The sequence below is a fragment of the Paeniglutamicibacter antarcticus genome (genome assembly GCF_039544305.1).
Lineage (GTDB): Bacteria > Actinomycetota > Actinomycetes > Actinomycetales > Micrococcaceae > Paeniglutamicibacter > Paeniglutamicibacter antarcticus_C.
The window spans coordinates 1-20,318 of record NZ_BAABLK010000005.1; the positions used below are offsets into that span (position 1 = coordinate 1).

General features: G+C 63.3%; 21 protein-coding genes. 7 read left to right on the plus strand and 14 right to left on the minus strand.

What is annotated here, in order from left to right; translation table 11 throughout:
• The 6 genes from ABEA12_RS00920 to ABEA12_RS00945 all read right to left on the minus strand — a co-directional run.
• On the minus strand, positions 1 to 271 hold a 271-nt coding region (locus tag ABEA12_RS00920; RefSeq protein ID WP_345465836.1), incomplete at its 3' end, for a hypothetical protein.
• Between the two features lie 206 nt (positions 272 to 477).
• A complete protein-coding gene (purN, locus tag ABEA12_RS00925; RefSeq protein WP_210101790.1) occupies positions 478 to 1,059 on the minus strand; it encodes a phosphoribosylglycinamide formyltransferase in 582 nt (193 codons plus the stop codon).
• Positions 1,060 to 1,177: 118 nt separating this feature from the next.
• Positions 1,178 to 1,864 (minus strand): ATP-binding cassette domain-containing protein, encoded by a 687-nt coding sequence (locus ABEA12_RS00930; RefSeq protein ID WP_345465842.1) that lies wholly within the window; start codon positions 1,862 to 1,864, stop codon positions 1,178 to 1,180.
• On the minus strand, positions 1,861 to 2,511 hold the full coding sequence (locus ABEA12_RS00935; protein ID WP_210101791.1) for an ABC transporter ATP-binding protein: 651 nt from the start codon (positions 2,509 to 2,511) through the stop codon (positions 1,861 to 1,863). Before ABEA12_RS00935 ends, ABEA12_RS00930 begins: the two co-directional genes overlap by 4 nt.
• Entirely contained in the window at positions 2,427 to 2,840 is a 414-nt protein-coding gene (locus ABEA12_RS00940) for an ABC transporter permease family protein (protein WP_210101792.1), read from the minus strand. The genes ABEA12_RS00935 and ABEA12_RS00940 overlap by 85 nt, the downstream gene beginning before the upstream one ends.
• A 136-nt stretch (positions 2,841 to 2,976) precedes the next feature.
• Positions 2,977 to 4,503, minus strand: a complete 1,527-nt coding sequence (locus ABEA12_RS00945; RefSeq protein ID WP_210101793.1) for an ABC transporter substrate-binding protein — start codon at positions 4,501 to 4,503, stop codon at positions 2,977 to 2,979.
• 147 nt (positions 4,504 to 4,650) lie between these two features.
• Here ABEA12_RS00945 and ABEA12_RS00950 point away from each other — a divergent pair, with 147 nt between their 5' ends.
• Positions 4,651 to 5,058, plus strand: a complete 408-nt coding sequence (locus tag ABEA12_RS00950) for a hypothetical protein (RefSeq protein WP_210101794.1) — start codon at positions 4,651 to 4,653, stop codon at positions 5,056 to 5,058.
• Complete coding sequence (locus ABEA12_RS00955; protein WP_210101795.1) at positions 5,055 to 5,591, plus strand: DinB family protein; 537 nt, start codon at positions 5,055 to 5,057, stop codon at positions 5,589 to 5,591. The genes ABEA12_RS00950 and ABEA12_RS00955 overlap by 4 nt, the downstream gene beginning before the upstream one ends.
• Here the strand turns inward: ABEA12_RS00955 and ABEA12_RS00960 are convergent.
• The 7 genes from ABEA12_RS00960 to ABEA12_RS00990 form a co-directional block, all read right to left on the minus strand.
• A complete protein-coding gene (locus tag ABEA12_RS00960) occupies positions 5,588 to 6,916 on the minus strand; it encodes a cell division protein PerM (protein ID WP_210101796.1) in 1,329 nt (442 codons plus the stop codon). The two genes, ABEA12_RS00955 and ABEA12_RS00960, sit on opposite strands and share 4 nt — an antisense overlap.
• Before the next feature lie 65 nt (positions 6,917 to 6,981).
• Positions 6,982 to 7,728: a TSUP family transporter gene (locus ABEA12_RS00965; protein ID WP_210101797.1), complete on the minus strand. Its 747-nt coding sequence runs from the start codon at positions 7,726 to 7,728 to the stop codon at positions 6,982 to 6,984.
• A 54-nt stretch (positions 7,729 to 7,782) separates the two neighbouring features.
• Positions 7,783 to 8,598, minus strand: a complete 816-nt coding sequence (locus tag ABEA12_RS00970) for an aldolase/citrate lyase family protein (protein ID WP_210101798.1) — start codon at positions 8,596 to 8,598, stop codon at positions 7,783 to 7,785.
• Positions 8,583 to 9,368: a 2-oxo-hept-4-ene-1,7-dioate hydratase gene (gene hpaH / locus ABEA12_RS00975; RefSeq protein WP_210101799.1), complete on the minus strand. Its 786-nt coding sequence runs from the start codon at positions 9,366 to 9,368 to the stop codon at positions 8,583 to 8,585. Before hpaH ends, ABEA12_RS00970 begins: the two co-directional genes overlap by 16 nt.
• 119 nt (positions 9,369 to 9,487) lie before the next feature.
• Positions 9,488 to 10,252 (minus strand): copper homeostasis protein CutC, encoded by a 765-nt coding sequence (locus ABEA12_RS00980; protein WP_210101800.1) that lies wholly within the window; start codon positions 10,250 to 10,252, stop codon positions 9,488 to 9,490.
• Between the two features lie 10 nt (positions 10,253 to 10,262).
• Positions 10,263 to 11,795 carry a M81 family metallopeptidase gene (locus ABEA12_RS00985; RefSeq protein WP_210101801.1) on the minus strand — a complete coding sequence of 511 codons (1,533 nt, stop codon included), beginning with the start codon at positions 11,793 to 11,795 and terminating at the stop codon, positions 10,263 to 10,265.
• Positions 11,796 to 11,851: 56 nt separating this feature from the next.
• Positions 11,852 to 13,009 carry an ROK family transcriptional regulator gene (locus ABEA12_RS00990; RefSeq protein ID WP_210101802.1) on the minus strand — a complete coding sequence of 386 codons (1,158 nt, stop codon included), beginning with the start codon at positions 13,007 to 13,009 and terminating at the stop codon, positions 11,852 to 11,854.
• 226 nt (positions 13,010 to 13,235) lie between these two features.
• Between ABEA12_RS00990 and ABEA12_RS00995 the strand changes: the two genes are divergently transcribed.
• Genes ABEA12_RS00995 through ABEA12_RS01015 form a run of 5 tightly spaced genes read left to right on the plus strand, consistent with a single transcriptional unit; the run spans position 13,236 to position 19,639 of the window.
• Complete coding sequence (locus ABEA12_RS00995) at positions 13,236 to 15,077, plus strand: peptide ABC transporter substrate-binding protein (RefSeq protein WP_210101803.1); 1,842 nt, start codon at positions 13,236 to 13,238, stop codon at positions 15,075 to 15,077.
• 38 nt (positions 15,078 to 15,115) lie between these two features.
• Positions 15,116 to 16,117, plus strand: coding sequence for an ABC transporter permease (locus ABEA12_RS01000; RefSeq protein ID WP_210101804.1), 1,002 nt, complete (start codon positions 15,116 to 15,118; stop codon positions 16,115 to 16,117).
• Positions 16,114 to 16,995 carry an ABC transporter permease gene (locus tag ABEA12_RS01005; RefSeq protein WP_210101805.1) on the plus strand — a complete coding sequence of 294 codons (882 nt, stop codon included), beginning with the start codon at positions 16,114 to 16,116 and terminating at the stop codon, positions 16,993 to 16,995. The genes ABEA12_RS01000 and ABEA12_RS01005 overlap by 4 nt, the downstream gene beginning before the upstream one ends.
• Positions 16,992 to 18,719: an ABC transporter ATP-binding protein gene (locus ABEA12_RS01010; protein ID WP_210101806.1), complete on the plus strand. Its 1,728-nt coding sequence runs from the start codon at positions 16,992 to 16,994 to the stop codon at positions 18,717 to 18,719. The genes ABEA12_RS01005 and ABEA12_RS01010 overlap by 4 nt, the downstream gene beginning before the upstream one ends.
• Positions 18,720 to 18,721: 2 nt before the next feature.
• Positions 18,722 to 19,639 (plus strand): ROK family protein, encoded by a 918-nt coding sequence (locus ABEA12_RS01015; protein WP_210101807.1) that lies wholly within the window; start codon positions 18,722 to 18,724, stop codon positions 19,637 to 19,639.
• Positions 19,640 to 19,657: 18 nt separating this feature from the next.
• Here ABEA12_RS01015 and ABEA12_RS01020 read toward each other — a convergent pair whose 3' ends face one another.
• Positions 19,658 to 20,158 (minus strand): DUF6328 family protein, encoded by a 501-nt coding sequence (locus ABEA12_RS01020; RefSeq protein WP_210101808.1) that lies wholly within the window; start codon positions 20,156 to 20,158, stop codon positions 19,658 to 19,660.
• Positions 20,159 to 20,318 lie beyond the last annotated feature (160 nt).

Here is a 20,318-nt window from a genome sequence, read left to right on the forward strand (position 1 = left end):
CGAGCATGGTTGCGGACATGACTTGGGCGCCACTGGCGGCGCCCTTGATTTCCTCGGTCAACGCGATCTTCTCGTGGTGTTCCTTGGCGGTGCCGCTCATGTCCAGGGCGGCGAGTCCGTCGCGGACAAATACGAGGAAGGCGAGGTCTTCCGCGTGGTTGGCCCCGGCCACCGGCCACCGCGGGTCCGGAGGCGGCGTGCCGGCTGCGGATCCGACCTCTTCGTCGGAATCTTCACCTAAGTGGGGTTGATTGATGTGTTCATCGAACATATCTCCATTCTACTCTTCGGCACCGTCGAATTGAAGAGCGGAAATTATGCTTGTTCGTACTGTATGGCCATGTCAGATATTGGTTGTGGTTATCCACATGCCGCCCTAGACACCTTGACACAGGAGTGCGCACACGGGCTGTCGCCGACGGTTGTTGGAGTGCAGGTGAAGCAAAAACCACCCAACCAACGAAGAGGGATTCTTTCCTAGAAAAGTCGCTGCTGCTTGGCCGCGAGGTCGGCGAGGGTGTCAATAAGCAGGCGGCGTTCAACGACCTTGATGCGCTCATGCAGCGTTTCCTCGGTGTCATCGTCCTCGATGGCCACTGCTTCCTGGCGCAGGATAGGCCCGGTGTCCACACCGGCATCGGCGATGTGGACGGTGCAGCCGGTGACCTTGACTCCGTAGGCCATCGCGTCACGGACCCCGTGCGCCCCGGGGAAGGAGGGAAGCAGCGCCGGATGGGTATTGATGTAGGTGCCGTCGAACGCGTTGATGAATTCCTCACCGACGATCCGCATGAATCCCGAGGACACCACGAAGTCGGGCTTGTAGGAAAGGCATTTTTCGGTCAAAGCGTGGTTCCAGTCGGAGCGTTCGCCGAAATCCTTGAAGTTCACCACGAAGGCCTCGATGCCGGCGGCGGAGGAACGCTCGATGCCGAAGGTGCCGTGCTTGTCTGCTCCAACCGCCGCGATGTCAACGTTCATGAGCGACCCCTCGGCCACGGCGTCGATGACTGACTGGAGGTTGGACCCGGTGCCGGAGACAAGAACTACGATGCGCATGGGTTCAAGTTTAGAGCGTATCTGGCCCCGGTCGCGCTCCCGGCACGGCCGGGGGCTCTACTGGTTGGAGGCGCGCTGCCGGGCCAGGTCCAGCGAACTGGCAATGAGTTCGGCAGTATCAGGGATGCGCGGGATGGTTGTAGACCTGTTTGGTGTCTCCGGACTCGACGATGCGCTCATCTCTCACCACGATGACCCGGTCGCAGGGATGGCGCACCACCGAAAAGTCGCGGGACACCATCAGCAGCGTCAACGAGTACTCCCGGACCTTCTCCGCAAGCAGGTTCAACACCCGCGCGCGCACCGAGACATCCAGTGCCGAGAGCGGCTCGTCCGCGAGCAGGATGCTCGGACGGTTCACCAAGGCCCATGGGATCGAGACGCGTTGGCGCTGCCCGCCGGAGAACTGGTGCGGATAGCGCCCGGCTGAGTCCGCTTCCATGCCCACCAGGGAGAGCATCGCCTCCACCGCCGCGGCGCGTTCGCGCGCACCCATGCCTGGGCTCGGCACCGGCATGAGTTCGGCGACGATATCGTCGCCGATGTCGGCGATCTTCATCCTCGGATCCAGAGAACCCATCGGGTCCTGGAAAACGATCTGCAGGTCCCTGCGCAGGGAAACCAGGTCCGCCGCCTTGGCCCCGGCGATCGGGGAGCCGGCAACGACGGCGTCGCCAGTGCTCGGCTGGTCGAGCCCGGCCAGGATCCGCAGCAGCGCGGACTTGCCCGACCCGGACTCCCCCACGATTCCCACCGGCTCCCCTGCCAAGACGCTGAAGTCCACATCGATGAGCGCGTTGATCACCGGGCGCGTTGGTAGGTTCGGCCCAGCGAGGTGGCAGTGATCAGCGGCTCCCCGGAGCGCCGCGCAACTGGTGCGGCCTCGGATGCGGGGGCGGCGGGCGCGGGTTCGGGACGCAACCCGGCGCGAACATAGCCTGCTGCGGTGTCCACCATGAACAAGCGGCCCTGCCCATCGGTCGCCGTGAGGTTGCTGGCGGCAAGAAGCGCCCTTGCATAGGGATAATCCGGATCGGTGATGAGCCGATCGATGTCCCCGGATTCCCCCAGGGGGCCCTTGTCCAGCACCAGTACCCGGGTGCACATGTTCACCACCACGGTCAGTCCGTGGGTGATGAACAAAAATCCGGTGCCGCGTTCGCTCACCTGGGCGGAGATCAGCTCGAGAACCTTGGACTGCACCGTGACATCCAGTGCGGTGGTGGGTTCGGCGCACAACAGCAGCTGCGGGTCATTCGCCAAGGCCATCGCGATCATGACGCGCTTCTTCGCCGCGGCGCGCCCCGGCACCGTGCTGTGGACTTCCATCACCTCTGTGACATGCGCACCTACCCTCACCAGCGGATTCAACGCGGAGAGCGGCTCCTTGGCCCCTGCGGAGCGCACGTAGCACGCCAGGATCGCTGACGGCACCCCGGCCAGGGCCACCACGGATAGCACCAGGCGCGAAACGAAGGCACTGAAGTCCTCCCCCCGGGGGAGACCCAGCCGTTGGCCGGCAGCCAACCCGGGCGCAAGGCGAAGAAGGAGACCAGCACGATGCCCAGCGGGAACCCGGGAACCACGACGCCCAGCTGGCTCGCGGCGGGGACGGCGATGGCCAGGGTGACCAGGGTGACCAGGGTGACCAGGGTGACCAGGATCAGCGAAACCTGCACCTCGTCGGCCACCAGCGCGCAGATGTCCGTGCGCGAGAGGCAGGAAACCCCGAAGTCCCCGGGCCAGAGCCTGGAGAACCAGTCCCAGTACTGGATCACCACGGGCCTGTCGGTGCCAAATTGGCGGTCCAGCGAGTTGACGACCTCGTCGGTCGCGTTTTCCCCGGCGGCGATGATGGAGAGAACGAAGCGAGCAAGGTTGCCGGTGATGCGCGCAAGCAGGTGCAGCTACACGTTCCTAGGACCAGGCAAGGGGCGCCAGGGACAGGGCCTCGGTGAGAGAGTTGGCGTCCAGGCCGCTGATGCCGGCCTTGGCCACGGAGATGTTCGGGAAGATGAACAGCGTGTCAACGGCTGCGTCATCCACGATGGTGCGCACCACGGACTTCATGCCCGCAACGTAGTTCGCCTCGTCTGCGGCGTCCGCGGCGGCGGCCTCGGCCTTGATCTTCGTGTTGTCGTAGCCGATGTAGTAGTTCGGGTCGTCGAACATGGTCAGCACGTCGCGGGCCTCGACGGCCAGCACCACAGAGAGTTGGTAGTCGTGCCGCTTGAAGACGGTATCCAGCCACACGGCCGGGAACTCGGCGCTGCGGATCTTCGCATTGATGCCCACATCGCGCAGCTGCGACTGGACAATCTTGGAGACCGCGGTGGCGTATGGACGGGTCGGAACGGTGAAGGTGATCTTCAAGTCTTCGGCGCCCGCTTCCTTCAGCAATGCCTTGGCCTTGGCGGGGTCGAAGGGATAGATCTCGGTCAGGTCCTCGTAGTATGGGTCGGTGGGCGGCACGGGTCCGCCGACCAGCGTTCCCAGTCCGTTCCACGCGGTGTCGCGCACGGCCTTGTTGTCGATGGCGTGGAGCACTGCCTGACGCACGCGCTTGTCGTTGAAGGGCTTGGCCTTGTTGTTCATTGAGAGGATGACTTCGCCGTTGGAGGTGCCCTCGATGACTTGGTAGTCCGGGTTGGCCTCGAAGGAGGAGAGCAGCTCGGGGGCCTGCATGTTGTAGATGACATCGACGTCGCCGGAGGACAGGGCGTTGGTGGTGGCGAACGCGTCGGAGAAGTAGCGCAGGGTCACCTCCGGGATACCGGGGGCCGCCCCCCAGTAGTTATCCCGCGCGGTGAGCGAAATCGATTCCCCGCGTGCCCAGCCCGCCAGCGCGTAGGGGCCGGTTCCCACCGGATTGTTGGCAAGGTCCTCGATCCCGGATTCATCGAACATCGCCCCGACGAGCGTGGTCATAGAATACAGCCAGGCCTGGGAGGGCCGCGCGAGGTTCACCGTGACCGAGGTCGGCGAATTAACAACCACGTCATCGACGACGTCCATCTTGGACTTCAGCCCGTTGAGCCAGGCGTCGGACTTCACCCGTTCGATGGAGAACTTCACGTCGTCGGCGTCGAAGGGAGCCCCGTTGGAGAAAGTGGCGCCCTCGACGAGGGTGAAGGTGTAGGACTTGTTGTCGTTGCCGGTTTCCCAGCTTGTGGCCAGCAAGGGACGGATGGACCCGGTCTGGTCCAGGGCCACCAGGCCCTGGTACACGTTGGACATCATCGCCTGCGGGATCGCGGCCCCGGCGGTGGTGGTGAAGTCCAGGTTCACCGGTTCGCCGGTCAACGCGACAACCAGCTTGTCCTCGTCCTGGCCGCCGCCGATGGTGGATCCGGCGCTACAGGAAACGAGCATCAGCGCAGCGGCCAGCACCGCACAAAGGCGTGCGCCCGCAACGTGGCGTCGTGCCTTGTATGTTCCCTGCATCGAACCATCACTCCTTTAATACATGGGGGCATGGGTGCCGGCGACGCTGCGGCGTGCAGCCTCGAGCAATCATTATCGTACGCAAGTCGCACCCGGCGTGAACCGGAGGCATTCAACGACGGGGTTTTCGGGTCTAATGTGGAAGACATGGGCAGCAACACCAGAAGTGCTCCACCTAATCCCGCACGTCCCCTCCTTCGCCCGGTGGCAGTGACCATCGCGGCGATGGCCGGCGCCTTTACGTTCTGGTTCCTGCCCCTGCCTTGGAAGTTTGCCGGTCTGCCCTTCGCGGTTGCCGGTTTCATCACCGGGACACTGACCTCGGTGATGGCCTTCAGGAACCCCGGCGCGGGCATGCTGCGCTTCGGCGCCCCGCTGGCAACCCTTGCCTGCGGGCTTTTTGTGCTGCCGCTGGCGGGGCAGCTGGCCTTCTACGGGCCCTCTCTTGAATACCAGCAATGCCGAGCCGATGCCTTGACTCTGCGTTCGCTCGCCGCCTGCACCCAAGACTTCAAGAACCAGCTGGACCCACGCGAATCGAGGAACCTGCCATGAGTGAGAACCCAACCCCGGACACCAAGGACTGGACAGTGGTGTTGGAAACCACGTGCGATGAATGCGGCATTGATGTCCGCGCGTTGAGCCCGGGACAGATCGCGGTGCTGGTGCGCGAGTCCGCGACGCACTTTTCGCGCGTGCTCACCGCCCCCGGTGCACGTTCCCGCCCCGAATCCACGGTGTGGAGCGCCCACGAGTATTGCGCGCACGTGGCGGAGATGTACACGGTGATGAATGACCGCCTGGCACTGATGCTGGCCAGGACGGCCCCGGTCTTCGAGGACTGGGACCAGGATGCCGCCGCGGCGCAGAACGACTACGTCGCGATGCCTGGACAAGAGGTCGCCGCGATGCTCAATGATTCCGCAGCCGGCTTTGCCGACGCGCTGGAGGCCTTGCGCGATGAGCAGTTGCCGAGGATGGGCACACGGTCCAACGGGGCGGTGTTCACCACCACCACGTTGGCCCAGTACGCCTGGCACGACGCGGCACACCACCTGCACCACGATCTGGGTGTCGGGGGTTCCTAGCGGTCAAGCACCGGGTCGTGCTCCAGCAGCGGGGAGACCAGGTAGCCGATGGCCGTTCCGACGGCGACCTCCGCGGCCAGCAGCAGCGCCGTCATCAGCACCTCCGGCCCCATCTCGGTGAACCTACCGATGCCCAGCGATCCGCCCGAGAGCCAGGAACCGATCAGCGACAGCGCCCCGGCGACTATCCCAACGAACACGCCCAGGGCCACGGTCGAGAGGCCAAGGGAGAGCCAGCGGGTCGTGACACGCTTGGAGACCCAGTCATCGAGGTGGTTCTCCCCCACCCGAAGGAAGTACCAGCCGGCCAGGAACCCGGCGAGCACCGGCAGCGCCATGAACGCCCAAGCGTAAGCCAGCTCCCCGGAGGGCAGCGCGGCGAACACCGGCACCGCCGGAAGCGGGCCGACGGTGGTTTGAAGGGTGGACAGCGTGCTGCCGACCCCCAGGGTGAATCCGCCGCCGGTAATCCACGCCAGCGTCCAGAGCACCAGGTTGGGCATGATGCCCAGCTGGGCCAGGGTCAGCACCGAAGATCCGACGGGCCCGGGGCGCAGCTGCTGGTAGACGTTGGATATATCGACCCAGTGCACAGCAAGGTTGATCGAGAGCAGTGCAGAGGCCAGGCCGAAGACCAGCGTGTAGGCCAGGGTCCCCCCGCACAGCACCGCCCACACGTAGGAACCGGCCCAGCGAGAGTGCTGGGAGGCCTTGGAGATCCATGCGGCGGCGTCAAAACCGATCAGCCGGCCCCAGGAGCCGGCCTCGCGGCGGGCCCCGATGACCACGCCGGCACCGGCGGGGATCGCCGGGATCAAGGTGGCGGCCAACAGCGAGACGGAGACTTCCTCGTTGCCCACCAGGAACCCGGTGAACAGCCCGCAGAGCAGGTAGACGCCCAGCGCCCCGAGGATTCCCTGCCACAGCTGGTCGGTGTAGGAGGCCCGGGCGATGCGCCGTCCGGCCCGCCAGCACAGGAAGAACGGGATCAGGGTTAATCCCAGCGGGATGACGTTAAGCACGCCGGTGCCCGCCGACGGGTCCGCACCGGTGCCCACTTGCAGCAGGCGCAACGGGACGGCGTGGATCAGCAACCAGACCTGTCCGCCCATCTTGAGCACCGATTCGATGCTTCGTTCGGCAAAGCCGCCACTGAACCAGACTGCAAACCAGGGGATGACCACCAAAAACGCCGAAAACAGGGCAGCCTGGAGGAACTCGAAGGCCCCTTGCAGGAACAACGGCATGGGCCAGCCGGTACTCAGCCGCTGGCGTGCCGCGTGCAATGCCGCAGCTGCGGGCGGCTGTTTTTTCTTCTCACTCATTGGTTCCCATGGTGCCATCGATGCGCCGCCGCGACGCTGATTGACGCGTTTTCACGCACCAGTGCTCACAGTGCGCGCAGCCCGGAAACCAAGGCGGTGATCGCCCCGAAGAAGGCAAAGCAGAGCACGAAGAAACGTGCGTGCCTGTCGGTGACCACGCGTTGGACCTGCTCACCGATGAGCACCCCTGCCCAGATGAACACCGCCACCGCGATCCAGGCCCACAGCGGCAGCGGTGGCACTTGGTCGGGGGTGGTAATGAACTTCATCGCCACAGTGACGACGCCGGTGACCACGAAGAAGGGCTGCAAGGTGGCGGCGAAGGGTCGTTGCTGCCACCTTGCAAGCACCGCGTACGCGCTGACCGCAGGCCCGCCTACCCCGGCTAGGGCGTTGGTCAGCCCGGAAAGGAAGCCGGCACTGCCCTTGGGGAACTGCCCGCTGAGCGTGACGTCGGCCCGCACCAGGATCAACGAGAGCAGCAATGCGGCAAGCACCACGGCGCCGACGATGATGGACAGCGGGGCCTGGGGCAGCGAACCGGCCAGCAGCGCCCCGGCGACGGAGCCAAAGACGCTGAAGGCGGCCAGCCAGCGGAACATCGACCAGTCGATGTCTTTCCAGACCCGCGGCATGATGATCGCAGAGGACACCACACCGCAGATGTTCACCAAGAACACGCCCTGGTGCGCGCCGAGGGCGATCACCAGGAACGGGGAGATGAGCATCGCGAAGCCGAGCCCCGCAACGCGCTGCGCGATGGCACCAAGGACAACCATGCCAAGCACGAGCGCAATGAGGGGAAGCTCCATTCAACCGAGCTTATCCCTAACGGGCGCCCCCCGTTGGCCCTCCTGAGTGCTGGCCTAGTAGCTGTCGGGGGTGCCCACCGGATTGGTGGCGGTGGGGAGGAACTTAGCGGCAAGTGCCTCGGAGCCGCGGGCCAGCAGCGAGACATCGGCACCGACTCCCACGTAATGGGCACCGAGTTCGATGTAGCGCTTGGCTGCATCCTCGGAGAAGGCATTGACCCCGACGTATTTTCCCGCGGCACGTCCGGCGGCAATGGCCTTCTCCACGGCGGCGACGACGTCGGGGTGGTTCTGCTGCCCGATCACGCCCATGGAGGCGGCCATGTCCGAGGGACCGATGAAGATGCCGTCGACACCTTCGGTGCCCACGATCTCCTCGACGTTGGAAACGGCCTCGGCCGATTCGATCTGCACCATCAGGGTCAAGGTCTCCCCGGCACGCGTGAGGTAGTCGGGGACGCGGTTCCAGCGCGCCGAGCGGGCCAGGGCGGAACCGACGCCACGCACGCCCAATGGCGGGTAGTGGCACGCGGCAACGGCCGCGCGGGCGTCGGCTGCGTTGTTGACCATCGGGATGATCAGCGACTGCACACCGAGGTCGAGGTACTGCTTGATGACCACGGTGTCGTTCACCGGCGGGCGGACCACCGGGATCACAGGGTAGCCGCGCACCGACTGCAGCTGCACCAAGATGGATTCGAGTCCGTTGGGCGAGTGCTCCGCATCGATGAAGATCCAGTCGAATCCCGCTCCGGCGCAGATCTCGGCAACAAGAGGGGATCCGGAACATACCCAGATGCCGGCGAGCGCGTGGTCCGCGTGGTCAAGTGCGTCCTTGAAGGACGGGTCTGGCTCTATGAGAAAAGGCATGTCACGGTCCCCATTCGTCCGTAGTCGGCAAAAACGGTGTCTCCCTTGGCTACCCACATCGGGCGGGTGAAGGAGCCTGCCAAGATGATCTCCCCGGCATTGAGCTTGTCCCCGTGCGGGGCAATCTTGTTGGCCAGCCAGTGCACGCCGGCGGCCGGGTGGTTCAAGACGCCGGCGGCGACGCCGGTTTCCTCCACGACCTGGTTCTTGTACAGGATCCCGGCGACCCAGCGCAGGTCGATCTCCGATGGCTTCATCGGGTTCCCGCCAATGACCATGGCACCCATGGCCGCGTTGTCGGAGATCGTGTCCACGATGGTCCGGCCCTCCATCTCGATGCGCGAGTCAAGGATCTCCAGGGCGGGGATCACGTACTCGGTGGCGTTGAGCACGTCGAAGATGTTCGCGCCCGGGCCTTCGACGTCCTTGTTGAGCTTGAACGCAAGCTCCATCTCGACGCGCGGGTGGGTGTATTTATCCCATTCGACGCTGCATCCGGATTCTAGGACCATGTCATCGAAGATGATCCCGTAGTCCGGTTCGGTGATTCCCGTGGCCATTTGCATGGCGCGGGAGGTCAGCCCGATCTTGCGTCCGGCCAGCAGGCGGCCGTTGGCCTCGGAGCGTTGGCGCCAGAGGTTCTGGACCTTGTAGGAGTCCTCGACGGTCATCTGGGGATATCGGGCGGTCAGGCGCTTGACCGGGACACGGTCGTGCCCCGCCTGCACGAGTTCATCGGCGATCCGGGTGATGGTCTCATCATTGAGCATGCTGGCTTGGGCCCCTTCTGGAGTTCTTGCTGGGCGTGACGTGCTTGGTCCGTGCATTGCGGCTCCGGACAAGGGGTCACTCCCTGAACATGTTAGCCAATGCGTGACCCGCTGGACACTCACCCGGGGATTGTGTCCGGGTGCGCTTCCTGCTCTCCGGCGGATTCCAGGGCCACGGCAGCAGCTGCGACCAGCTCGGCGCTGGTGGCATCGAAGCCCGATTCCCCTCCGCCGGGACCCGAGGCGCCGTGCACCGTGCGGGTGCGTGCCGAAAGGTGGACCCCGTCAAGGCCGGCCAATCCCGCGATGTCCCCGAGCTTCACCCCGCCGCCTGCCTGGATTTGCGGGTTGCCCGAGGAAGCCGCATGCATTCGGCGCAAGGCCTCGATGCCGGCGCCCGATGCCGGGGCACCGCCGGAAGTCAGGACGCGGTGGGCTCCGGCCGAACGCAATTGTTCGATGAGTTCCTTGATCGCCATGCCTTTTTCCAACAGCACGTCCACGCAGCGGTGCACGGTCACTTCGATCCCCGCGTCCACCGCGTGCGCCGCGGCCGCCAGGGTCAGCAGCACCGGGATATCCAGGGCTTCGTCGTTTTCGGTCAGTGCGCCGATGACGATTCCGGCCACCCCTGCCCGGGCTGCTTGGGTGATCTCGACGACCATGAGATCGACTTCCTCTGGCGAGTAGATGTAGCCGCCACCACGCGGGCGGACCAGCACGTGCACGCCGATCCCGACCGCCACGACCTGTTCGGTGGTTGCCAGGGTCGGCGTCAACCCGCCCATGCCCAGTGCGCTGCACAGTTCGATGCGATCGGCCCCGTTTTCCTTGGCGATCCGGGCGCCTGCAGCGTCCTGCACGGCGATTTCGAGCTTGGTCATGGTGCGGGGCCTATGCTTTCTTGGCGGGGAACACCGTTGCCCGGAGGTCCGGGGTCGGCATGTCTGTGTCGAACGGGAACATCGGTCGATCGATGTTCTTGTGGCCCAGGCGAATCAGGTCCTGGTCCACACCGCCCGGGGTGAGCATCAGCATCCAGTCAGCGGCAAGCCCAAAGAGCTCGGGTTCCAGGTATCCGATCTTCACCACGACTATATCGGCATTGGTGACATCCAGACCTGCGGCGGCGAAGTCGGAGATCTGGTGGTAGGGCTTGCGGCGTTCGGTGATGATGGCCTCGAGCGAACCGACACGCACGACAGCGACGCGGCCGGATGTCCCATCGCCCTGGGTCAGTTGCGCCACCGTGCCGTCGATCACCGCCGGCCCTGAATGCACATGATCCACCCGCGCTCCTGCCGAAACCACGATCCGGGATCCCTGCCCGGCGGCAAAGCATGCCGCCACCGCGTCGGAATCGAAGACCGAGGCGACAACCGTGCGTGGCCCGCCGTGGCCAAAGCGCGGATCGTTGAGAAGCCGGTCCAGCGTCCAGGTGACATCGCCCGAGCCCCCGGCCGTTGGATTGTCACCCGAGTCCGAGAGCACGTAGGGACGTTTGGCGTCCGGGGCCAGGGCAGCGTCCACACAGGTGTCCAGGTCCGCGGCCGGAGCGACGAAGGCGAAGTCCGCGCGGGCATCCCAGTAACTGGTGGCCAGCTCGGTGGCCTTGGTTGCGGCGAGGGCTGCGTCATCGCCGGTGACCACCACGGAGGCATAGCAGCGTGGTTCGTCGGCCCAGGCGTAGCCGACCCAGATGGACGCGTCAACGATGCCTGCCGAAGCCTCGATGGGCAGAATCGCGTCGTAGATCCCCTTGGCCGGCTCCAGCCGGGTGGAGGTCTTCTCACCGGGAAGCAACACCGGGATACGCACGTAGGCCTTGGCCGGGGCCCCGGTCCCCTCCACGAGGCGGGTGAGCAGGTTGGCCATGGCGCGGGTCTTGGTTTCCTGCTCGTCCTCGTGCGGGGCCATCCGGTAGCAGGTGATCAGATCACAGTTCTCCACCAACTCGGCAGAGACGTTTCCGTGCAGGTCCATGGTGGCGGAGACCAATGTGCGTGGCGTGCCGGCCTTGGCGCTCTCCTGATCCAGAGCGACACGCACCGCGCCGGCCAGGTCCGCCTCCGCGTCCCGGCGCCCCACCACGGTCATCGCCCCGTGGATATCCAGGAAGAATCCGTCGAAAGGTCCCTGTGCGTGGATCATCTCGATCAGCTCGGACTTCAACGCATCGTAGACCGCAGGTTCAACCATGCCCCCGGGCAATGATCGGGCATGCACCAACGGCACCCACTCGGCGCCGTCGGCCACCGCCGGGTCGTGGTTTGCATGTTCGGGGTCAAGGACCGTGTAGCGCGAGAGGAGCACCGCGTCCTTGGTGAAGTTGAAGGCCTCGAAGCCCGAGCGGTGCGGGGAAAAGTTGGAGGCTTCGATGGACATGCCGCCTGTGCCGATACGGGGACGGAAGGGTGCTTCGCGCATGAGGGGTTGGGGCTCCTTGTTCTTGAGGGGGAAAAATGGTTGAAGAGGTTTTCGGGTCAGTTGCCTGAATCGGAGAAACGCGCCGGCAGCGATGGCTGGTTCAGTAGGTGGAGGATTGCCAGCTCGGCGGCTCCCAGCAGTCCTGCATCGTTTCCGGCCTGCGCTGCTTCCACGCGCAGGCCGGCGGTGACCAGCGGCAGGCATCGCTCGTAGAGCTGGGAACGGACCGCTGCCACGTACACGCTTGCGCCCGAGAGCGCACCGGTGAGGTATACGTCCCCGGGGTTGAAAAAGTTGACGACGGTGCTCAGGGCCAGGCCCAGCTGCCGCCCAGCCTCCCGCACCACGCCATTTGCCGCGGGGTCCCCGTCGCGAACCATCGCCAGGACTTCGATGATGTCCTGGGCCGTGATGCCGCTCGTGGCCAGGTCGCCCACGATGGCAGCACCCGAGGCGATGGTTTCCAGGCATCCGCGGTTGCCACAGGAACACATGCGCTCTGCGGCAGCTTCCACCTTGGTATGCGTGATGTCACCGGAGGCATAGGTGGACCCGCGGTAAAGTTCGCCGTCGACGATGATGCCCGTGCCGATGCCGGTTCCTGCCAATACCGTGATCGAGTTGGCTGCGGCGTCCGAGCGGGAAAGGTATTCACCTAGTGCTGCGAGGTTCGCGTCATTGTCAGTGATGGCGGGGACGCCCAGTGCCGCCTCCAAGAGTGCGCCCACATCTTGGTTGTGCCAGCCCGGCATCCGCGATGGCGCAATGACTACGCGTCGCTCTATGTCCACCGGTCCGGGAATGCAGATACCCACCGAGAGGAGTTCGCCCCCCTCGCGAGCCAAGAGGGAACGGACCTCAGCGGCAATAAGCTCCACTGTGGCTTCGGGACCCTGCGCGACGTCGATGGCGATGGACGAGTCGATGTGGATCGTGCGCGCCAGGTCGGCGAGCGCCACGTTGGCATGCTTGGCGCCCATGGAAATCACGGCGACACGGCCCGTGCGATAGGTAATCGACAACAGTCGGCCGGGGCGCCCTCCGCGGGAAGGCGCTGCTCCGCGTTCCTCGACGAGTCCCGCAGCCATAAGGTCATTGATCTTCGCCGAGATTGTTGATGGGGCCAGGCCCATCTCCTTGGCGAGGGCAGAGCGGGTAACGGACTGCGCTGCTATGCGGCGCAGCAGTCCTACCGCTAGATTCCCGGTACTCATTGGCATATTCCTTTGAATTTCATACCTCCGACCATGACGTGTCAATTGCTTGCTTTCCGACCCGCGATACGAATCGTTACATGTTCGAGATGCGAAGCACGTCACTTTTGATCTGTATTACACATAGTTCATTCACCATAGAAGATACTTCGTTCGATGTCGAACCAACTGTTTTCGGACTTTACCTTTCGTCACCCACACCTCTAGCTTCAGGAGAGATCACCCAATGTCCAACGATCGCCAACGTTTGAAGGTCGGGCTTGCCGCTGGCATGACCGCTTTCGCATTGCTGCTCACCGGTTGCGCCGGTGGCGGTACCGCCAACGAGCCAGGTGCTCCCGGCAGCGCCGCCGCCGTTCCCGCAGGCGTAGACACCGAAGCAGTGAACTACGCACTGCCCCCGAACGCCACACCGAACTGGATCCTGCCCATCGGCATTGCCGGCAAAATGGCCACCCACAACTCCTCGATCGCCCAGTCACTATGGTCACCGATGATGACCTTCGACGGCTCCAAGGGCGAAATGAAGCTGGACCTGGAGACCGGTCTTGCCGACAAGATGGACTACGCGGCTGACGGCAAGTCAGTGACGTTCCACATGCGCGACATGCATTGGTCCGACGGAGAGCCCATCACCACCCGTGACGTTGAATTCTGGTTCAATCTCATCAAGGCAAACAAGGACGCCTGGGGCGGGTACAAGGAAGGACGTCTTCCGGACAACATCACCAACATCGACTACACCGATGAGAAGACCTTCACGTTGACCTTCGACAAGGTCTACAACCAGGACTGGATGTCTTCCACCCAGCTCACATCCATCAAGCCCCTTCCGCACCACGCCTGGGCAAAAACCAGCGATGCGGCGAAGACCGGGGACGAAGACCGAACCGACGCCGGTGCCAAGAAAATCTTCGCCTACCTGGTCAAGTCCTCCGAAGATATGGCGTCCTACGCCACGAGCCCGCTGTGGCAGGTTGTCTCCGGGCCCTTCACACTTGGCGCTTTCGACAACTCGGGCAAGGTCTCCCTCGAGAAGAATGAGAAGTACGACGGGATGGACGCCGCTCACGTATCCACGGTGAACCTGCTGCCGTTCACCTCGGCCGACGCCGAGGTGAACCTGCTGCGCTCCAAGGGCATCGACTACGGCTACATCCCGACCTCGTTGATGGACCAGAAGTCCCAGTTCGAGTCCAACAACTACCAGATTGATCCTTGGGAAGGTTGGGCGGTGACCTACATGCCGTACAACTTCAACAACCCGAAGATGGGCAGCACCTTTAAGCAGCTCTACGTCCGCCAAGCCCTGCAGTCGGCAATCGACCAGCCCACCATCTCCAAGGTCGTTTGGAAGGACGGAGCAAATCCGGTCTACGGCCCGGTCCCCCAGGACATCCCGTCGCCGTACCTGTCCGAGACCCAGAAGAACAACCCGTATCCCTTCGATATCGAGAAGTCCAAGTCGCTCTTTGCAGACCATGGCTGGAAAGCCGGCTCCGATGGCATCCTCGCCTGCGAGGATGCGGGAACCGCCGATGACCAGTGCGGCGAGGGCGTTGAGGCCGGAACCAAGATGGACCTGACCATGATGGTCCAGTCCGGCTCAGACGAGGCTGACAAGCAATTCGCCGCAATCCAGTCTTCATTCCGCGATGCCGGCGTGGCTGTCACCTTCGACCGGGCACCGTTGAACACCGTGCTGAACCGCACCGCTCCGTGCGAGTCCGACTCCGCCGATTGCAAGTGGGAGTTCTCCTACTTCGGGGCCGCCGGCTCATGGTACTTCCCGGCCTACCCCACGGGTGAGCGGATCTTCGCCACCGATGCCTCGGTGAACTTCGGCAACTACTCCAACAAGGAGGCCGACAAACTCATGGACGACGCGTTGACCACCAACGACCCGAAGACCATGCAGGAGTACTCCGCACTGTTGGCGGAGCAGCTTCCGGTGATGTGGCTGCCGAACCCGGTCTACCAGGTATCGGTCATCCGTGACGGCATGACCGGCACCACACAGGACCCAACCGCCAATTTCTTCCCCCAGCGCTGGGGTTGGAACAAGTAATTCGAGCTTTCTAGCTCGCCAAGAAAGGAGAATCGTCGATGTCGACCACCACCACCGCCATTCGCGATAGCACAGGGATTCGGCTGTTCATTTGGTTCATGGCCAAGAGACTTGTGCAGGCGGCGGTCGTCATCGCGATCGTCTCAGTCGTAGTGTTCCTGCTGCTCCAGGCCCTGCCCGGCGGTCCTGCCCGCGGTATCCTGGGCCAGCAGGCCACCGAGGCGCAGATTACCGCGTTCAACCACGAACAAGGCTTCGATCTGCCCCTGATCCAACAGTATTTCAATTACGTGGGCCAGTGGTTGCGCGGCGATCTTGGACGTTCATTCGTCATGAACACCGACGTTTCCTCAATCATCGTCCAACGCCTGCCCAAGACCTTGATCCTGGCGCTTGCAGCGGTCGGCGGCGCATTACTGGTGTCCGTGCCCTTGGGCATGGCCCAGGCGTTGCGCCGCAACAAGGCGTTCGACTACGTGATGACGGCCCTGAACTTCATCGTATATTCGACACCGAGCTTCTTCCTTGGCCTGTTGTTGATCATGTTTTTCACCCAGTTGCTGGGATGGCTTCCAGCCAGCGCCCCGCAGGGCAACACCGTGGCGGAGATCCTTTCCCAACCCAAGGAAATGATCCTTCCGGTGCTGACCAGCGGACTGGCCGGCGTGGCCACCTTCTCCCGATACATGCGCTCGTCAACAATCGATAACCTGCACGAGGACTACGTTCGAACCGCGCGCGCCAAAGGTACGCCGATGAACAAGGTCATCTCCCGCCACGTTTTGCGCAACTCCCTGACCCCGGTGGTCACCATGCTCGGTTACTACCTGCCGGTCATGTTCGGTGGAGCACTCGTCGTGGAACAGCTCTTCAACTACCCGGGAATGGGCCTGCTCTTCTGGAATGCCGCCCAGACAACCGACTTCCCGGTCCTCCTGGGTTGCGTCCTGGTCATTTCCGTCGCTACCGTGATCGGCTCACTGCTTGCCGACATCGTCCAGTTCATTCTCGATCCCCGCGCCCGTAGAGGTGTTAAGTGAGTACCGCAGTCCTGAGCCGCCAAACGGCCCCAAAATCCCCCACTGCCCGCGCAGTAGGCCAGTTCTTCTCCAACAAACTTGCAATCATCGGTGTCATTATCGTTGTTGCCCTGATGATCTTCAGCTTCATCGGACCACTGGTCTACCAAACGGAGCAGATCTCCACCAACCTGATGCAGGCCGACCTCAAGCCCGGCGAATCCGGCCACCCGCTGGGTACCGATGGCCTGGGCTATGACGTACTCGGCCGCCTGATGATTGCGGGCCGCACTTCCATACTGGTGGGTCTTGCCGCCGGAGTGCTCGCCACCCTACTGGGGACCTTGTGGGGCTCGGTCGCCGGATACCTCGGCGGCTGGGTCGATGCCACCATGATGCGCATCGTGGATGCAGGGATCGCCATCCCGGGCATTTTCCTGCTGCTGGTCATCTCCGCCATTGTCCGTCCAAGCGTATGGATGATGGTGCTGATCATCGGCGCCGTGTCTTGGCTGGTTCCCGCCCGCCTGACCCGTGCCGAAGCACTGTCGCTGAAGAGCCGAGACTATGTACTGGCGATCAAGGCCACCGGTGGCAGCAACTCCCGGGCCATCTTGCGGCACATCATCCCGAACACCATTGGCACGGTCGTGGTCAACGCGACATTCCAGGTCGCCGATGCCATCTTGCTCGTTGCCTACGTGAGTTTTCTGGGCATGGGGCTCCAACCGCCGGCCACCGACTGGGGAGCCATGCTCACCGATGGAATTTCGTCGGTGTATTCCGGAGCCTGGTGGCTCATTTTCCCAGCGGGCATAGCCATTGTTTTGATCGTCAGCGCCTTCAATTTCATTGGTGACGGCCTGCGCGACATGTTTGATGTACGAGGCCAGTCATGATCAGCACCACCCCGACCCCACTACGGGTTTCTGCGCTCAACGTCGAGAACCTCGTAGTCGACTTCATCACCAAAAACGGAATAGTCCATGCCGTGCGTGGTGTCTCCTTCAGCGTCGCCCCGGGTGAGGTCCTGGCCATCGTGGGCGAGTCCGGAAGCGGAAAAACAATCACCTCCCTGGCTGCCATGGGGCTGTTGCCCACCACTTCCCGGACCTCCGGCACCGTCGATGTCGATGGCATGGACGTGTTGAAGGCAACCGAGACAGAGATGAACGCCACCAGGGGCAACGTGGTTTCCATGGTCTTCCAGGAGCCAATGACCGCGTTGAACCCGTCCATGAAGGTGGGAAAGCAGGTTGCCGAGGCAATCCTGAACCACCGCGGTGTATCCAAGGCCGAGGCGCACAAGCGCGCGGTGGCGCTTTTGGAACGGGTCGGGATCCCGGACGCTGCGGTAAAGGCCAAGAGCTTCCCCCACCAGATGTCCGGTGGACAGCGCCAACGCGTGGTCATCGCCATTGCCTTGGCGTGCGAACCGAAGCTGATCATCGCCGATGAGCCGACCACTGCTTTGGATGTCACCGTCCAGGCCGAAATCCTTGAACTGCTCCGTACCCTCGTCAAGGAAACCAACACGGCGTTGTTGCTGATCACGCACAACATGGGTGTCGTTGCCGACCTATCGGACCGGGTGGCCGTCATGAATGCCGGCCGGATCGTGGAAACCGGCACAACGGTCCAGGTTCTGACTGCTCCGAAGGAGACCTATACCCAGACGCTCCTGGCCGCGGTCCCCACGCTGCCCGAGGCTAAGTGGGATGCCGTTATCGCCGAGGAGCGAGCGCAGCTTAACCTGGCCGAGGCCAATGAGGTACCCGTTGTTGACCCGGTGTTGGACATGCGGGGCATCTGCGTCGACTACTCCGGTGGAGGCCGCAAATTGCGCGCCGTCAACAATGCAGACCTGCTGATCAATCGCGGCGAGATCGTCGGGCTTGTCGGCGAATCTGGCTCGGGCAAGTCGACCCTGGGTCGAGCCCCGCTGGGACTGGTGCCTGTCACCGGCGGGTCCATCTCCTTGTTTGGTGGAGACGTACTCAAGACATCGACCCGTGAAATCCGCGCATTGCGCTCACGTATCGGCATCATCTTCCAGGATCCGGGTGGCTCGCTCGATCCCCGGATGACCGTGGGCGATTCTATTTCCGAACCGTTGGTGATGCACGGAATCAACGGCAAGCGGCCCAGCCGGGCGGTACGCGATTCCCGGGTCGCCGAACTGCTGGAAGCCGTACGACTTCCCGCGACCAACGCCCAGCGATACCCGCATGAGCTTTCCGGCGGCCAGCGTCAGCGCATTGGTTTGGCCCGTGCATTGGCGCTGGCGCCCGAACTGTTGATCGCCGATGAACCAACCAGCGCATTGGACGTTTCCGTGCAAGATGAAGTCCTTACCCTGCTGCTGGAGCTGCAACGGGAACATGGTTTCGGTTGCCTGTTCATTAGCCATGATCTGGCTGTTGTCCATTCGGTGTCCCAACGCGTAACGGTGATGCAGCATGGAAACGTGATTGAGAGCGGGCAAACCAGCACCGTGCTCCAACACCCCGGGGCTTCCTACACCCGACAACTGTTGGCGTCGGTTCCTTCCCCGAATCCCATTATGCAAAAACAGCGCCGCGAAGCCCGCTTCGCCCTGCTGGCATCCAGCAAGGAATCCTAACGGTGTACCCGAGACTTGGAATCGATATCGGCGGAACAGGGATTTCCGCCATCGTATTGGACAGCAGTGGAACCGTTACGGGCCGTGCTTCGACTGATACCCCTGCCGGGCACGGCGGAGACGCCATGGTGGCGGCCTGCCTCCAAGTGGCCTCCCGGGCGAGCGAACAGGCAGGTGTTGATCCGCGCATCGCAGGTGTCGGTGCCGCCGGCATCATCGATGCCGACGGTGTGGTCCTTGCCGCCAGCGACTCCTTCACTGGTTGGGAAGGATACGCCCTGGGCCAAAAGCTTAGTGAAGCATTGGACATGCCCGTTAACGTCGGAAACGACGTTGCTGCATTCGTGTTGGGGGAACAACGTTTCGGAGCAGGACGGGGCGTGGAGAACTTCTTCGGAATCACCTTGGGAACCGGGGTCGGTGGCGGGTTGGTGCTCAACTCGGTCCTGCATACCGGTGAGCACGGCGCGGCGGCCGAGATTGGCCATGTTCCCGGTTTCGGCAAACGCCTTTGCACGTGCGGACGCACCGGGCATTTGGAGACGATTGCTGCCGGACGATCCATTTCCTCTCTCTACACCCAGAAAACCGGCAGTCCATGCAGCGCCAAGGAAGTGGCACAGCTTGCTCGCGAGGGCGACGAAATCGCCGTGGAACTCTACGAACGCGCCGGAGCCGGATTGGCCAAGGCGGCTCTCATGATCTCGGGCATCCTGGATATTTCCGCGATAGTCATCGGCGGCGGAGTTGCCAGTGCTTGGGATCTTTTGCATCCGGCAATGCAAAGGGCATTACGCGCCTGCCCCCCAATCTCCGGGAATCGAATTGTGGTCTTGCGCAGCGAGCTGGGTGCCGACGCCGTGGCGATCGGTGCCACGCAGTTCGCTAATCAGTTCCAAGGAGTCCCTGCTCGTCCCTGACTTTTACGTCGCCCGACCCTACTCGGCTCCTCTGGTGGGCAGGATCGGGACCGAGGATCTTGGTTTGATGACCCGGGGCAGGATAACCAGCAGGAACACCACGACGAGCATCATTGGCGCGCCAATGAAGGCGCCCATCCACGTCCCGTAGAGGACCTGGACAACGAACCACACGCTCCCGGCAACCAGGATCCCCACGCCCAAGACCACCATTTTGGAAATGACGTGGCCCATATGCACCGTGGTGATCTTGACTCGTTGGCCGAAGAAGTGTCGGTGAACCGCAACAGGTGTGATCAGCAGGACGATGAGAAGGGCGGAAAACACCAGCAGGACCAGGTAGAAGGTACGCTCGGCATGGTCCAGGGACGTGAACCCGGTTTGGAAGGGAAGGACCACCAGGAATGCAGCGAGGATCTGTGCCCCGGTCTGCATGACGCGCAGCTCCTGCATGAGCTCGTTCCAGTTTCGGTCCAAGCGCTCCTCGACACTTTCATTGCGTTCATGGTGCACGCTCATCGCGCTCCTTTCCGCCGGCCGGCGATCGCCGGTGGCATGGACCGGACCTCGGCAAATAGGTCGGATCCTGCTTTAGCCATGCTGACTACCCAACCTACCGAAGAAGCCTTGCCTTGGGCAGAAGTAAAAGCAGAACAGCAGGAGCAATCGATGGCGAACG

Excerpts from the sequence above, each read along its gene's own strand:
- purN (WP_210101790.1), bottom strand. The coding sequence starts at position 1,059 with ATGCGCATCGTAGTTCTTGTCTCCGGCACCGGGTCCAACCTCCAGTCA.
- ABEA12_RS00945 (WP_210101793.1), bottom strand. The coding sequence starts at position 4,503 with ATGCAGGGAACATACAAGGCACGACGCCACGTTGCGGGCGCACGCCTT.
- ABEA12_RS00950 (WP_210101794.1), top strand. The coding sequence starts at position 4,651 with ATGGGCAGCAACACCAGAAGTGCTCCACCTAATCCCGCACGTCCCCTC.
- ABEA12_RS00955 (WP_210101795.1), top strand. The coding sequence starts at position 5,055 with ATGAGTGAGAACCCAACCCCGGACACCAAGGACTGGACAGTGGTGTTG.
- ABEA12_RS00960 (WP_210101796.1), bottom strand. The coding sequence starts at position 6,916 with ATGAGTGAGAAGAAAAAACAGCCGCCCGCAGCTGCGGCATTGCACGCG.
- ABEA12_RS00965 (WP_210101797.1), bottom strand. The coding sequence starts at position 7,728 with ATGGAGCTTCCCCTCATTGCGCTCGTGCTTGGCATGGTTGTCCTTGGT.
- ABEA12_RS00970 (WP_210101798.1), bottom strand. The coding sequence starts at position 8,598 with ATGCCTTTTCTCATAGAGCCAGACCCGTCCTTCAAGGACGCACTTGAC.
- hpaH (WP_210101799.1), bottom strand. The coding sequence starts at position 9,368 with ATGCTCAATGATGAGACCATCACCCGGATCGCCGATGAACTCGTGCAG.
- ABEA12_RS00980 (WP_210101800.1), bottom strand. The coding sequence starts at position 10,252 with ATGACCAAGCTCGAAATCGCCGTGCAGGACGCTGCAGGCGCCCGGATC.
- ABEA12_RS00985 (WP_210101801.1), bottom strand. The coding sequence starts at position 11,795 with ATGCGCGAAGCACCCTTCCGTCCCCGTATCGGCACAGGCGGCATGTCC.
- ABEA12_RS00990 (WP_210101802.1), bottom strand. The coding sequence starts at position 13,009 with ATGAGTACCGGGAATCTAGCGGTAGGACTGCTGCGCCGCATAGCAGCG.
- ABEA12_RS00995 (WP_210101803.1), top strand. The coding sequence starts at position 13,236 with ATGTCCAACGATCGCCAACGTTTGAAGGTCGGGCTTGCCGCTGGCATG.
- ABEA12_RS01000 (WP_210101804.1), top strand. The coding sequence starts at position 15,116 with ATGTCGACCACCACCACCGCCATTCGCGATAGCACAGGGATTCGGCTG.
- ABEA12_RS01010 (WP_210101806.1), top strand. The coding sequence starts at position 16,992 with ATGATCAGCACCACCCCGACCCCACTACGGGTTTCTGCGCTCAACGTC.
- ABEA12_RS01020 (WP_210101808.1), bottom strand. The coding sequence starts at position 20,158 with ATGAGCGTGCACCATGAACGCAATGAAAGTGTCGAGGAGCGCTTGGAC.